Source organism: Halothece sp. PCC 7418, from assembly GCF_000317635.1.
In the GTDB taxonomy this organism is placed as follows: Bacteria; Cyanobacteriota; Cyanobacteriia; order Cyanobacteriales; family Rubidibacteraceae; genus Halothece.
In genome coordinates this window covers 3463307-3477272 of the sequence record NC_019779.1, presented here as the reverse complement: position 1 = coordinate 3477272, position 13966 = coordinate 3463307, and the positions used below count along the sequence as shown (strand labels likewise).

The 13966-nt window shown below is 45.5% G+C and carries 9 protein-coding genes; 3 read left to right on the top strand and 6 right to left on the bottom strand.

What is annotated here, in order from left to right; all coding sequences use genetic code 11:
* The first annotated feature begins 109 nt into the window (after positions 1 to 109).
* Positions 110 to 2629, top strand: coding sequence for an alpha amylase C-terminal domain-containing protein (locus tag PCC7418_RS15940; RefSeq protein ID WP_015227219.1), 2520 nt, complete (start codon positions 110 to 112; stop codon positions 2627 to 2629).
* Positions 2622 to 5759: a pullulanase-type alpha-1,6-glucosidase gene (gene pulA / locus PCC7418_RS15935; RefSeq protein WP_150107083.1), complete on the top strand. Its 3138-nt coding sequence runs from the start codon at positions 2622 to 2624 to the stop codon at positions 5757 to 5759. Before PCC7418_RS15940 ends, pulA begins: the two co-directional genes overlap by 8 nt.
* A gap of 211 nt (positions 5760 to 5970) precedes the next feature.
* Here pulA and pyk read toward each other — a convergent pair whose 3' ends face one another.
* The 3 genes from pyk to PCC7418_RS15920 all read right to left on the bottom strand — a co-directional run bounded on the left by pyk (position 5971) and on the right by PCC7418_RS15920 (position 9692).
* A complete protein-coding gene (gene pyk, locus PCC7418_RS15930; protein WP_015227217.1) occupies positions 5971 to 7776 on the bottom strand; it encodes a pyruvate kinase in 1806 nt (601 codons plus the stop codon).
* Positions 7777 to 7909: 133 nt separating this feature from the next.
* Positions 7910 to 8347: a HEAT repeat domain-containing protein gene (locus tag PCC7418_RS15925; protein WP_171814922.1), complete on the bottom strand. Its 438-nt coding sequence runs from the start codon at positions 8345 to 8347 to the stop codon at positions 7910 to 7912.
* Complete coding sequence (locus PCC7418_RS15920; RefSeq protein WP_015227215.1) at positions 8322 to 9692, bottom strand: translation initiation factor IF-2; 1371 nt, start codon at positions 9690 to 9692, stop codon at positions 8322 to 8324. Before PCC7418_RS15920 ends, PCC7418_RS15925 begins: the two co-directional genes overlap by 26 nt.
* A 170-nt stretch (positions 9693 to 9862) precedes the next feature.
* Between PCC7418_RS15920 and PCC7418_RS15915 the strand changes: the two genes are divergently transcribed.
* Positions 9863 to 11689: an N-acetylmuramoyl-L-alanine amidase gene (locus PCC7418_RS15915; protein WP_015227214.1), complete on the top strand. Its 1827-nt coding sequence runs from the start codon at positions 9863 to 9865 to the stop codon at positions 11687 to 11689.
* 28 nt (positions 11690 to 11717) lie between these two features.
* On the opposite strand, the gene PCC7418_RS15910 is transcribed toward PCC7418_RS15915, so the two are convergent.
* The 3 genes from PCC7418_RS15910 to PCC7418_RS15900 form a co-directional block, all read right to left on the bottom strand.
* Positions 11718 to 12173 (bottom strand): c-type cytochrome, encoded by a 456-nt coding sequence (locus PCC7418_RS15910; protein ID WP_015227213.1) that lies wholly within the window; start codon positions 12171 to 12173, stop codon positions 11718 to 11720.
* 17 nt (positions 12174 to 12190) lie between these two features.
* Positions 12191 to 12709 carry a DoxX family protein gene (locus PCC7418_RS15905; RefSeq protein WP_015227212.1) on the bottom strand — a complete coding sequence of 173 codons (519 nt, stop codon included), beginning with the start codon at positions 12707 to 12709 and terminating at the stop codon, positions 12191 to 12193.
* Between the two features lie 237 nt (positions 12710 to 12946).
* Positions 12947 to 13936 carry a glycosyltransferase family 2 protein gene (locus PCC7418_RS15900; protein ID WP_015227211.1) on the bottom strand — a complete coding sequence of 330 codons (990 nt, stop codon included), beginning with the start codon at positions 13934 to 13936 and terminating at the stop codon, positions 12947 to 12949.
* Positions 13937 to 13966: the final 30 nt, after the last annotated feature.

Below are 13966 nucleotides of genomic sequence, written 5' to 3'. Positions count from 1 at the left end.
TAATAAACTTATGTTTTGGCGAATCTCCTTTAGAGAATGCAGTTATTTTTGAAGAATTTCGCTGAAACGCTTAAACGTTGCTGTTACACAAGTAATAAAGATATAATAAATGGATTTTATTTCACTTTGGCTAGCTTACCAATTAAATGTTGTTTCACCAACGTCAGAGTTGGCTAGAGACTTCAGTAGTGAAGAACTAGAGGTCATCTTTCAGATTGCTGCGACAGAGCAACAGCCCAAGTCTCCAATTCAGATCAATTTAGACTTGTCACCTGAAGCGAACCAAGAAGAAGTGGCTCTGAATTCAGCGCGATCGCTGCAAATAGCCCTTAATAACAATAATAGTTCAGACTCGTTTTGGTCGGGGGTCTTGAATACGCTGAAACAGGGTATCATGCGGGTGATGGAAGCATTGCAACAGTTAATTATTAAGGTGCAAGGTGACCAAAGCGAAGACAGCGCGATCGCGGAAGGGGAATTAGTCTCAGAACCCACTTACTCTCAGTTGCGTTACCTCGGCATTAAAGATATTAATAATTTAACGCGAATCTCATTGGGAGAGGAAATTAACGACTTTGCCCCCATGAAGAAAAAGCCTGTGGTTAGCCCAGATGTGGAATCTTTACGTCTGGCTTCCGTGGAAAAGTTAGAACGAGAACCCCAACGGGAAACCTTTGAACCGCAAGTGGGCACCCGCTTCCATGATGATGGCTCAGTGACGTTGCGCGTTTTAGTGGGCAATGATTTTGAACGCTTGCACGTTATTGGCGATTTCAACAATTGGGGGGATGTGGCAAATCTTGCAGATTATCAATTGCAACCCTTGCCAGAAAACCCTCAGATCCATGCCGTTACCCTTCCCCCTGACGATTACCATAAAAAACAATACCGCCTCGTCGATCAAGATGGAGAACAACGGGTTGATCTCGGAGCAACTCTTCTCTCCACTCCTGCCTTTAATGAACGGTTTTACGATGGTGAACATAGCGAAGAACTCAATTCTGTCTTCTGGAAACCCGATGCAGAAATCAAAGAGAATGATTCTCCTTTAGATTTACGCGGTAAACAATTAACCATTGCTGAGACAGATGTTCTTTCTATGTCATTGAAGTGGCAATGTCAAAATCCTCACTCTGGTTTCTATGGGGATACGGGAGAAGAACATATCCCTCGCTTATATAACTTTGTGCGAGAATGTGGTTTACCCGAAGCGATGGCAAAATTGGGCTACAACACCGTTGAGTTTATGCCCCTTGATACCCACGTTGACTTCTGGGAACCCGATGCGGAATATCTCCCCGATTGGCGCTACAGCTATCAAACCATCAGTATGTACGGCAAACACGCTGACTTTGGTAGCCCCGATGAACTGCGGGAAATGATTAATGCTTTCCATGAGTCCGATGTCGCGGTGTTATTGGATGTGGTTTATTCTCACTATTCTCCCCGTGGGAATAACCCGCCCCGTGAGTTTGCCCCTGCAGGCTTTTCTCAGTATGTGGCGCAAGATGGCAGCGAACTCTATGCAGGAAATTGGACGGAATGGGGAACTCGTCGCTTTAATTACACGCCAGAAATCCGCAAAAACTTAATTGATGCTGGTTTAGTCAATCTGGTTGATTACGGGTTTGATGGTTTACGCATTGATAATGTCAACGGCATTGATGCCCAACCCTATGGTCGCGAATTTCTCAAAGAGCTAACCGCAGCCGTTGATACGTATCGTCCGCAGTCTGTGGTCATTGGTGAAGGGTATTTTGGCGATCCCTATTTGAATCGCGCCCGAGATGCAGGTGGGGCGGGTTTACTCACCACTTACAGCGATCGCTTTTATCTTTGGTTCACAGAGAACTTGTTGAAATATACCGAAGAAATCAATACTCGGAAACTGGATAATATGTTATCGGAGGATTGGTCGCTTGCGATGTTGTATTATCCTGGAAACCATGATGAGTTTGCCAACCCTGGTAATCCTTTCCAAGCCAGAGGTCGCTACTTAGCCGATGCCATTGATGGTGGTCATCATAACCAAAAAATTCGCTCTTGGTCAGCGTTAACGATGTTTGCCAGTTCCTACTATTTGGATATGTTCCAACTGTGGACGATGCAAGAAGGAAACTTAAATAGTAATGCCCCCATTGATTGGTCACAGTTAACCAATGAAGAAGTAGCGCAGATGGTTCAATTTCAAGGGGATATGAAACGCTTCTTCCGCGCACAGCCTGCCTTTGCTCCTTACAATATGCACCATAATATGTTGCACTGGGTCGATCATGAAAATAAAGTGATTATTTTTGAGCGCATTGATTTTGAAACGGGACAACGGGTGTATGCGGTGACAAATTTAGGCGATCGCGCGATCGAAAATTATAAAATCCCTGTCTTCCCTGAAGATGCGAAGTTTGAGATTGCTCTCGACAGCGATCGCGCCATTTATGGTGGAGAAGGAAAAAATCCAACCTATACCCAAGCGCAAGATCATGAGGTAGAGTTTTCATTGGACGCTTATGGAGTTGTGGGTTTAGTTCAAGCTGATGGTTATCAACCTCAACCCATCGGAGATATTCCAGACGAACCCTCCATTGAGCGGACTCGTTCCGATGATTACTACTTCTATCAACATGACTAAAACATTGCCAATGGCAAGTCTGGGGGGACTTCCCCCCTTCGGGAGTATCTGGAAAAGACTCGTTGTACTTTCCTTAATTTCTTTCTTGTTGATTTGGAGTCAGCCAGCTTGTGCGGACTCCAATTCGCCTTTAAATTGGGTGGGAAATATGTTTCCGTCAGGGAACTCTAACATTATCCTCCCCAAAGGAGAAAACTTTAGCGTTTATACCCAAGTCTATAAACAGGGGGTCACTGCATCCTATGGTCGCGGTGAGGACATCGCTTGTACCCTCTACTGGGGAGAAGTGGAACGCTTTGGGGGAGCGTGGCAAACTGTCATGACCACTCCCATGTCCTATATTGGGGATGCCAACGATAATGATGAATATCGGGGGGTGATTGCGCCAGAAACAGGGTTGTATGAATACACCACTCGTTGTGCCGAAGAAACCACCTCAACCGTACGCTGGCAAAGTGGCGGGAATGGTCGTCTCACTGTGAGCCCAGTTCCCAATGCCCCAGAACAACGGAGTGCGATGTGGATTGACCATCACAATATTGCGTGGAATCAAGACCAAGCAGCCACCTATGAACTGCACTATGCCCCCAATGGGAATCTGATGGTGCCCGTCCGCAGTGGGGATGGTATTCAATTAAAAAATGAGAAAACTCTCACTTGGGATACCAACTCCAAATTCCCTCACATTGATGGCTATCAAGATTTAGAAGTTCCTTCTGCAGCCAGACCGTTAGTACCAGCAATTGTCAAAAGTGAAACCGCGATCGCGGCGTATGATAAGAGCGGAAAACTTATTGAGGCAACAGGCATTCAACTGCAAGGGGTACTTGATGATCTCTATAGCTATTCTGGGGATCTCGGGGTGATTTACAATCAAGGGACACCGACACTCAAAGTTTGGGCCCCGACCGCGAAATCGGTGACATTACATCGCTTTGAAAATCCCAGACCCAATACCAAAGCAACCACTCATGAAATGACCTTTGACCCAGAAACGGGAGTCTGGTCGGTGGTCGGCGATCGCAGTTGGGATCAACAATATTATCTTTACGAAGTGGAAGTGTATGTTCCGTTTACTGGCAAGTTTGAGAAAAATTTTGTCACTGATCCGTATTCAGTGAACTTATCCCAAGACAGTCGGTTAAGCCAAATGGTGGATCTATACAATGACCCCAGCTTAAAACCAGACGGGTGGGATGACATGATTAAAGCTCGTCTCGATGCACCAGAAGACATGGCGATTTATGAAGCCCATGTGCGTGATTTTAGTCGGGATGATGAAACTGTTCCTGAGCGCGATCGCGGAACCTTTAATGCCTTTCGCTATAACGGAAAAAATGGCAAACCCCTCTCCAACGGGATGAACCATCTCCAGCAACTTGCCGAGGCTGGCTTAACTCACCTTCATCTTTTACCCGCCTCCGATTTTGCTTCTGTAGAAGAAAATCCAAAAGCACGAATTAATCCCGATCCTGACCTCCTTGCCAGTTTTGCGCGAGACTCAGTACAACAACAAGCGATTATTGGCTCAACCCGGGGCAATGACAGCTTTAATTGGGGCTATGATCCCTATCATTACGGCGTTCCTGAAGGGAGTTATGCCACCGCCCAAGATGGGGTCAACCGTATCCTTGAATTTCGGCGCATGGTGCAATCTCTCAATGATATTGGGTTACAGGTGGTAATGGATGTCGTTTATAATCACACCTTTGCTAATGGACTCTATACCCAAGCGGTTCTCGATAAAGTGGTTCCAGGCTATTACCATCGCTATAACAAAGATGGCTATCAGGAAAACTCTAGTTGTTGTCCTGATACTGCAACCGAGTTTGCCATGATGGAAAAATTAATGGTGGATACCATTCTGCGGTGGGCAAAAGCCTATAAAGTGGATGGGTTCCGCTTTGACTTGATGAACCTGCATACGGTTGAAAACTTAGTCAGTCTGCGTAAGACCATCAACGACTTGACTCTCGATCAAGATGGAGTGGATGGGGAAAGCATTTATCTCTATGGAGAAGGCTGGGATTTTGGTTCAGCAAAAGGCAAAGGACTCTATGCTGCAACCCAGTACAATATGGCAGGAACTGGCATTGGGACATTCAACGATAAAATTCGTGATGCCGTTCATGGCGGATATTCTGGCAATCCCCAACAAATTCACCAGCAAGGATTTATTAACGGTGAATCCTTTGATTGGAATGGCTATTTCTACAATAAACGCTTCCGCAATAACTTACGCACCAATAGCGATAAACTGCGGATTAACCTCGCGGGAAGTCTCCAAGATTTCAAAATTATTGACCAAAATAATAATCAAGTCTCGGGGATTGAGTTGCAAGGGGCGGGTTACACCAAAGATCCGCAAGAAAGCATCAACTATATTTCCAAACACGACAACGAAACCCTGTTTGACTTAAATATGTTCAAACTCCCTCTGGGTAAATCGGGAACTGCGGTCACCAGCATGAATGAACGGGTTCGCGTCCAGAATTTAGGGTTAAGTTTAGTGGGGTTAAGTCAAGGGATTCCCTTCTTCCAAATGGGAAGTGATATGCTGCGGTCTAAATCTTTGGATCACAATAGCTATGACTCTGGAGACTGGTTTAATCGCATTGACTTTACCTATAGCGGTAACAACTTTGGTGTTGGCTTACCCCCAGCTTGGGGAAATCAAGAACGGTGGGGGATTATGTCGCCGTTATTGAGAAACACCAAGTTTGACCCTGAAAAAGAGCATATATTGGATAATGTTCATCATTTCCAAGAAATTCTCCAAATTCGGCGCAGTTCTCCTCTCTTCCGTTTACGAAGCAAAGAAGACATTGAACAACGGGTGAAGTTCCACAACATGGGACAAAATCAAAAAGATGCCTTTATTGTCATGTCTTTGGATGATACGGTGGGAGAAAACTTAGACCCCAATTACAACAAGGTTGTGGCTTTGTTTAACGCTGATAAATTTGGGCAAAAAATCAAGATTCCAGAATTAGCCGGAACATCCATGGTATTACATCCTGTACAAGCGAATTCTCATGATGATGTGGTGAAATCAGCGAATTTCAATCTCACAACTGGCGAGTTTGAAGTTCCAGCCCGAACCACGGCGGTTTTTGTCGCCCCTGAATAGGATTGCTGTTTCGTTTCATCTCTCTGCTTCGGATTTGACCGATAATAGCAGGATTCAAGTACCGTCCTTCTAGGACGGTTTCATTAGTTCGTGTGTTATATCTTTCTCCTGTTGGTTTTTATTTGGAATGACTATAACTTAGGGGAGGGGAGAGAAGGGACTCTCAAACCTTACCCGCTACCGAGATACGGATTCTGTTGGCAAATTAATTCTAGGAAGGCATAGAAACCCCTGTGCCAGCCCCTTCATTAAAGTGACCGCCTGCAGGAACAGACCCAGAAAAAACTAATCCCCGTTGGGCATCAACGGTTAAGATTGCCCCTTCGCGAATGGCTTGGGTTGCCCCTTCCACGCCAACAATAACCGGAATCCCTAACCGTAGCCCAATCACAGCAGCATGACTCGTAAGACTACTTTCTTCGGTGATAATTCCCGTGGCTTTGCGAATCGCTTCTACATAATCGGCATCCGTATGAGGAACTACTAAAATTTCACCAGGACGGAAATTTCCCACCTCATTGGCACTTTTTGCCACCCTGGCGCGACCGCTCACCGTCCCATGACCGATGCCAACACCGCGACCTAAAACCGCCGTGACCACTTCCACTTTGACTAAATCTGTTGATCCAGAAACACCTTGGAGTGTACCTGCTGTCATCACTACTAAATCTCCTTCCGAGAGTAACCCTTTTTCTTGCGCCACATTTAACGCTGCTTGGAAGGTTTGCCCAGCAGAGGGTAAATCAAGGACTAATAAGGGGTTTACCCCCCAAACCAGTTGCAATTGACGAGCGACATCCACATGAGGGGTTACCGCTAAAATGGGGGTTTGGGGACGGAATTTGGAAACATTTCTTGCGGTTGCCCCAGTTTTCGTCAAAGTCATGATTGCAGAAGCATCAAGCTGTCGAGAAATTTGACTCACCGCACTGGAAATGGCATTGGGAATGGTGCGTGTTGTATCTAAATCTTCTGAAGGCTTGGGTTTTTCCCTTTCCATCCGATCAGCAATTCGCGCCATGGTCGCCACCGCTTCTACGGGATATTTCCCGACTGCGGTTTCGTTGGACAGCATCACCGCATCTGTTCCGTCTAAAATGGCGTTTGCCACATCGGACACTTCCGCACGAGTGGGACGAGCATTCCCCACCATACTATCTAACATTTGGGTGGCGGTAATAACTGGAATGCCAAGGTGATTTGCCGTTTGAATCAATCGTTTCTGTAAAATGGGAACATCTTCAGCAGGGAGTTCCACTCCTAAATCACCCCGCGCGACCATGACACCATCACAAAGGGATAAAACGGCTTCCATTTGTTCAATGGCTTCGTGCTTTTCAATTTTGGCAATGACAGGGACTGACTTACCCGCACTAGAAATAATTTCCTTAATTTCTAAAACATCTTGAGGGTTGCGGACAAAACTCAACGCGACCCAATCAACCCCTTGATCTAACCCAAACATCAGGTCTCGACGATCTTTATCCGTTAAAGCGCGAACCGACAGATAAACGCCCGGAAAATTCACCCCTTTATTATTCGAGAGGACACCACCAACCACAACGCGCCCATGAACTTCCTTTTTCTCAGGATAGACTTCTTCAACTTTCATTTCGACACGACCATCATCAAGGAGAATGGTTGCCCCTGGGGGGACTTCTTCGGCAAGTAAGTCATAGCTCACATAACTTTTCTCTTGTGTTCCAGTCATGGGGTGACTGGTGAGAATAAATGGATCGCCTTTTTCTAAAGTAATCGACCCATTTTCAAATTTGCCGAGGCGAATTTTGGGACCTTGTAAGTCTTGTAAGATGGCAACAGGCTGATTAAGTTCAAAAGCAGTTTGGCGAATGAGGCGGATACTGCTTTGGTGATCTTCTTGCGTGCCATGGGAAAAGTTCAGTCGCAGTGTTGTTGCCCCAGCTTTAATTAAGTCACGTAAGACATCGGGTTTTAAGGTCGCGGGACCAACAGTAGCAACAATTTTCGTTCGGCGGGATGAAGTATGCAGTTCCATATGATGTCCTTAATAAGCGGAGATGGCTTAAAAGAAAGTGGGTCTCTGTTATCTTCTCACAAATCCCACGACGCGCAAGGGGGACTTTGCTCCTCTCCTGAAGTTTATCTTAAAAGGAGAGGAAAGGCAGCAGTTAGGAATGGGATTGTGATTTTAAGGTAGTATTTGCGGGTAACGGTTGCGGTGAGGATTGCGGAGGAGAGGCGGAATAGGTTTTGTAATGTTGTAGGATCGCGCTGGCGGTGGCAACAATTTCCAAGTCGGGATCTTGTAGGGCTTGGGTTAAGGAAGGAATTACAGCTTCGGAACGAATTTTGCCCAACGCTGTGACCGCACATTGACGAACCAAAGGTGCGCGATCGCGCGTGAGAACCCCTAAATGCTCAATTGCCCGTTTCACTTCATCATTCACCGTTTTTTGAGCAATGATTTCACCGAAAGCAACAGCACAAGCTGCTCGAATCCGCTCATCGTCATCGTAAGCGAAGGCTTCGACTTGAGGAATGGTTGCGGTGTTCCCTTCCTTTCCCCAAGTCGTTAATTGTTCAACTATTGGTTTTTTTTGAGTCATTTTCATCGTCATCAATGAGATCGAAAAGACTATCGAGTTCTTCATCGCCAGCATTTTTGCTTTTTGATTCCTCTTTTAAGGTTTCATCATCAGCAAATAAGGAGTCGAGTTCCTCTAATTCATCTTCTTCAGTTTTGCCACTGGTCGTGGTTGCACTGCTTGCTGTTTCCTCCAGTTCTGTTTCTTGAAAGAACTGATCAAATTCATCTTCTTCCTCCCTTGAGGCTGTCATCTCATCACTGGTATTTTGAGTAACTGTCTGTTCGCCACTGGTGAATTCTTCTTCTTCCACATCAGCAAACAAAGTATCAAATTCATCCTCAGTAGAAGACTCAGACGTTGCTTGAGCTTGTGTACTAGACTCTGATTCATCATCAAAGAAAAACTCATCTAATTCTTCTGCTTCTTGTTGAGGGCTGCTCTCGGATTGAGAGGGGGCTTCAGAAGTCACTTCCTCATCAAAAAACTCATCAAATTCATTGCTTGCTGTCGAGTCCTGTGTGGTTGAGCTAGGGCTGCTTTCTAGTTCTTCTTCCAGGTCGGGAGTCGTTTGACTCAAATCGCCAGTGAAATTAGTTTCTGGTTCTTGGAAAGCCGTCGCCTCCTCGCTCAAGTCATCCAGATTAAAGTCCGTTTCTAAATCTTGAGAAGGGCTAGTTGTTTCCTCCTCTGTCTGCTGAGTGAAGTTAGTTTCTGGTTCTTGGAAACTCGTTGGGGTTGCGCTGGTTTCTTGTTCCGTAAAGTCAGTGTTTTCTGGGGTAAAATCAGTATCAGGTTCTTCAAACGCAAACTGAGTTTTCGGTTGCACTGACTCCGTGTCAGTCTCTGATTCGAGTTGAGTAATCTTCTCTTGTGCAGTGGTTAGTTCTTGATTGAGTTGTTCAATGCGTTCTTCGTATTCCGTTTTTGTTTGCGCGATCGCGCTTTCTTTTTCTTGTTCTAAGGCTTCAATTTGTTGTTGATAATCAGCATTAGTGCGTTCAAGTTCATTTCGTAATTCTTCCACTTGGGTTTGAGAATTTTGTTGGGCTGCTAATTCTTCACGTGCTTGTTCTAACTGCTGACGGAGTTGTTCGATTTCAACTTGGGCATTTTCTTGAGCAGCTGCAACTTCTTGTTCAACCCGTTCATTCACCTGTTCTTGCGTTCGCGCTTCGTAATCTTGCTGTAACCGTTGCGTAGTTTCCTCAATTCGCTTCTGATGTTCTTGTTCTAATTGTTGCTTTTGCTGTTCTAGCTTTTTTTGATGGTTCTCTCTCAACTGCGTGATTTGATTTCTCATAAACAAGAGAACACCAACGCCACCAATAATCAGACCAATAACAGCACCTAAGATAGCACCCATTTTAATTTCTCTCCTTTAAGTTTTGAGTATGATTTTTATCACTGAGCTTAACACTAATTGCCAAGAAAACAAGTCTAATTCGATTCGATTGAGACTTCTCTAAGATTGTACCGATGAACGGCGTAACTAATATCCTATTAAGGAGAAATTAAAATTGATCGAAACCACAGATGAAAAATTGGTTAACACCTTTGCTTTCTGGATTCCTGCTGACAAGTTACATCAGTTCTCCACCAGCGTTCGCCCAGTCGAAACAAGATTTAATGCTAGTCTATCCCCCAAAACAACATCAAACCACTGCTGAAAAAATTTTTCTCATTGGTACGGCTTCTGCGACCGTTTATGTGAATGGTCAGCCCATTGAACAAAGTGCTGCGGGACATTTTGCGCCGAGTTTCCCCCTCCAGATGGGAGATAATCAATTTACAATCCGTTCTGGAGATGAACAAGTCACCCGACGAATTACTCGTATTTCTCCTGTTCCCACTCCTCCTAGCGATGGCGGTTTTGCACCGAACTCTCTCTTTCCCTCACAACCAATTACCCGTCAAGTGGGAGAAACAATTTGTCTCGAAGCCGTTGGGACACCGCAAGGGGAAGTCACAGCCACTGTAGCAGAACAAATAATTCCCCTTCTCCCCCAAGCTAAACACGCCCTTCCTCCGAATTATGCCGTGTTAACAGGAAACAATGCACCGCTTTCTCAGTTTACCCAACTTTATCAAGGATGTTTCAAATCAGAAATCGCGGGTAACTTGGGGAATCCCATTTATACCATCAAATTCGGGGATCAAACCATTACCGCATCTGATACGGAAAATATTACGATTTTGACCAACGCTCATCCGCAGGCTTCGTCGTATCACGGCGGAGTACAGATGACTCCAATAGAGAAAACTGTGGTCGAAGTAACCGCAGAAGCTGGCGCAGCACGGACAGGGCCAGGAACCAGCTATTCTCGACTTACCCCGTTACCAAAAGGGACAAGAGCAACAGTGACGGGAAGAGAAGGAAAATGGTTACGGCTGGGGTATGGGGCTTGGATAGATGGGGAAGCCACACGAGTCATCCCTGATGCAGTTTCACCACAGACGTTTATTCGCAGTATTAAAGCAGAACCCACCCCACAAAGTACAGAGATTCATTTTCCGTTACAAGTTCCTGTTCCCGTGCGGGTGCAACAAGAAGAAGACACCTTTACCCTGACGTTACATCACACGATCGCGCAAACGGATACGATTCACTTAGATGATGATCCCCTGATTGAACGCCTCGATTGGCAACAGATTGACCCCGAAACGGTGCAATATACCTTTCATCTCAAATCCGATCAACAGTGGGGCTATAATCTACGCTATGAAGGCCCCAACTTGATTTTATCCCTGAAACATCCCCCAACAGCGCGATCGGCTCAACCCTTGGCTGGAATGAGAATTTTAGTTGACCCTGGTCATGGCGGAGAGGAGTTAGGGGCAAAAGGGCCCACAGGCTACCCCGAAAAAGCAGTGAATTTAAAGGTATCCCAACTGTTACAAGCAGAATTAGAGCAACGGGGGGCAACGGTTTATATGACGCGAGAAACGGACAAATTTGTCTCGTTAGCAGACCGTATTGCCATGATTAATGATCTAAACCCTGCGATCGCGCTTTCAATTCATTATAATGCCCTCCCTGATGATGGCGATGCCATTAATACCTCTGGCATTGGTGCTTTTTGGTATAACCCACCCGCTCATGATTTAGCCGTTTTTCTTCATAATTATCTAGTAGAGGAACTGAATCGAGACTCTTATGGCGTTTTCTGGAATACTCTCGCCCTCACCCGCCCGCATACAACCTTAGCGGTTCTCTTAGAACTGGGCTTTATGATTAATCCCACTGAGTTTGAATGGGTGATGAACCCCGCAGCACAGGAAAAACTCGCGGGGACGATTGCGGATGGGGTTGAAGTGTGGTGGAAGCAAAAAAAAGCCAGCGCTGAGACAACCCAACGCTGAGCAATGATAATATAATCCAAAGGTTCAGTTATTGATTCGTCCAGCCTTTCTCTGCTTGCGACAGAACATAAGCTGCGACATCGCGAATCTGTTCCTCACTGAGCCGTCTTCCGTAGGCAGGCATCGCGTTTTTACCATTTCTGACCTGGTGCGCGATCGCCTCCATGGAATCCATGTTGTACTTCTCTAGGGCATCTTTCCCCAAGTGCTTGTCTGCAATGACCGTGTTGATTCCACCGCGATGACATTGGGTGCAATTGGCTTTTGCCATGAACACTTGTTTTCCATTTTCGAGATCGGCAGCCTCTCGACTCAACTCCACTTCCTCTACTTCTGGTTTTGCCTCAGCCACTTGTTCGGTTTGCTGTGGCTGTTGGCTAGTCTTGCTTTGGGATTCAGGAGGATTCTGAGCATCAGAACTCCCACAACCAGTCATGAAAACAGCAACCATAACCAAAACAGCAAGCATTTTCTTCCAAAACATGATTCGATTTCACCTCCTTAATTAACTTGTTTGGATTCTGCAATATCTCTAACTGAAACGGTTTCCGCTTCTTCTGATTGCGATGGGGCAGCGCGATCGCTGATCCAATTCCCCAGAAAGGTATCTAGAGAGAAGATTCCACCACCATTAACCGCAAAGAATAAGAACGCTGCTGCATAGATGCTGGCTAATTCTAAATAGGGAACACTGAAGCCAGCGACTAAAACGTGGTGATACAACGCGACTGCCATGGTGGCAACATTGAGTAGGGCTGCGGGTCGCGTGAATAATCCGAGGGCGACTAAAGGTGCGCCAATTAATTCCACATAACCTGCAACGTAACTAAAGAAAATCGGAAACGGTAAACCGATCACTTCCACGTAAGCCTGGGCAAAGGATTCAACATCGGCAAGTTTATCAATGCCGTTATGAATCATAAACAGTCCAATTACAACCCGTAAAATCACCCAACTGCCTTGAGACCAGTAGTTGGGTGTGAGGTTGGATCGAAATAATGCCGAAACTAGGCTTTGCATTTGAGTTCATCCCTCCTTTTGTCTGTACGATAAATGCAAGTAATTACCATTTAGTTCATTAATTATTATATAATCAACAAGTAATTTATAACAATCAAACTAGAGTCGCAGATTAGACCTTCCTCAATGGAAGGGGCTCGGCACGCGACCGTTGGTCAGAGTTGTAGCAGAAGTATTGCTAGGTGAGTGGGTGAACAAAGAACCAAGAATGTTGGGTTTCATTCGGTTCAACCCAACCTACAAAACTTCTCGCACCCGATAAATGGGTCTGCCCTGTGATTCATGATAGGTGCGAATGAGCAGTTCTCCCAATAAACCAAAAGAAAAAAGTTGTACGCCAGCTAAGAGCAAAACAACCACTAAAATTAACAAAGGGCGATCACCGATATTTTGTCCGAAGCCAAATTTAAGAACCGTTAAATAACCCCCTGTTAAAATGCCTAAGCCCATCGAAAGTAACCCCAGAGACCCAAAAACGTGCATCGGGCGGGTAAGAAATTTCTGCATAAACCAGATGGTCAGTAAGTCCATTAAAACGCGAAGGGTACGCCCTAAACCATATTTACTACTTCCATACTGTCGGGGATGATGTTTGACGGGAATTTCGGTAATTTTCGCCCCTTCAATAAAGGCTAGTGCAGGGAGAAAGCGATGCAATTCCCCGTAGAGGTTCATATCTGCAACTAACTCGGCGCGATATCCTTTGAGAGAACAGCCATAGTCGTGGATGCGGACATTGGTCACTCGTCCAATTAGCCAGTTGGCAATTTTTGAGGGGAGTAAGCGGGTGAGTGCTGCATCTTGACGGTTTTTGCGCCAGCCACTAACGAGATCGTAGCCTTCTTCTAGTTTGGCAATCAGGTCTGGAATATCAGTGGGGTCGTTTTGTAAGTCAGCATCGAGAGAAATGATAAACTGACCTTGGGCATAATGAAATCCTGCTGCCATGGCTGCGGTTTGTCCGTAGTTCCGTCGGAGAATGACAGCACATAAGTCATCACGGTTTTGCGCTAAGTCTTTGAGGAGAGCAGTTGTTCCATCTTTCGAGCCATCATCCACACAAACAATTTCGTAGGGATAAGTGGTAGGGATTAGCGTTTGCGCGATCGCGCTGACTAATGTTTCTAAACTTTCCACTTCATTATAAATCGGAACAACAACTGAAATTTGGGGACGAACCTTAACCTCTGTCACCCCGTTTTCCGAAAGACTAGAAGAATAACTCACTCGCACCTCACAACCGAACAAAAGATCAAC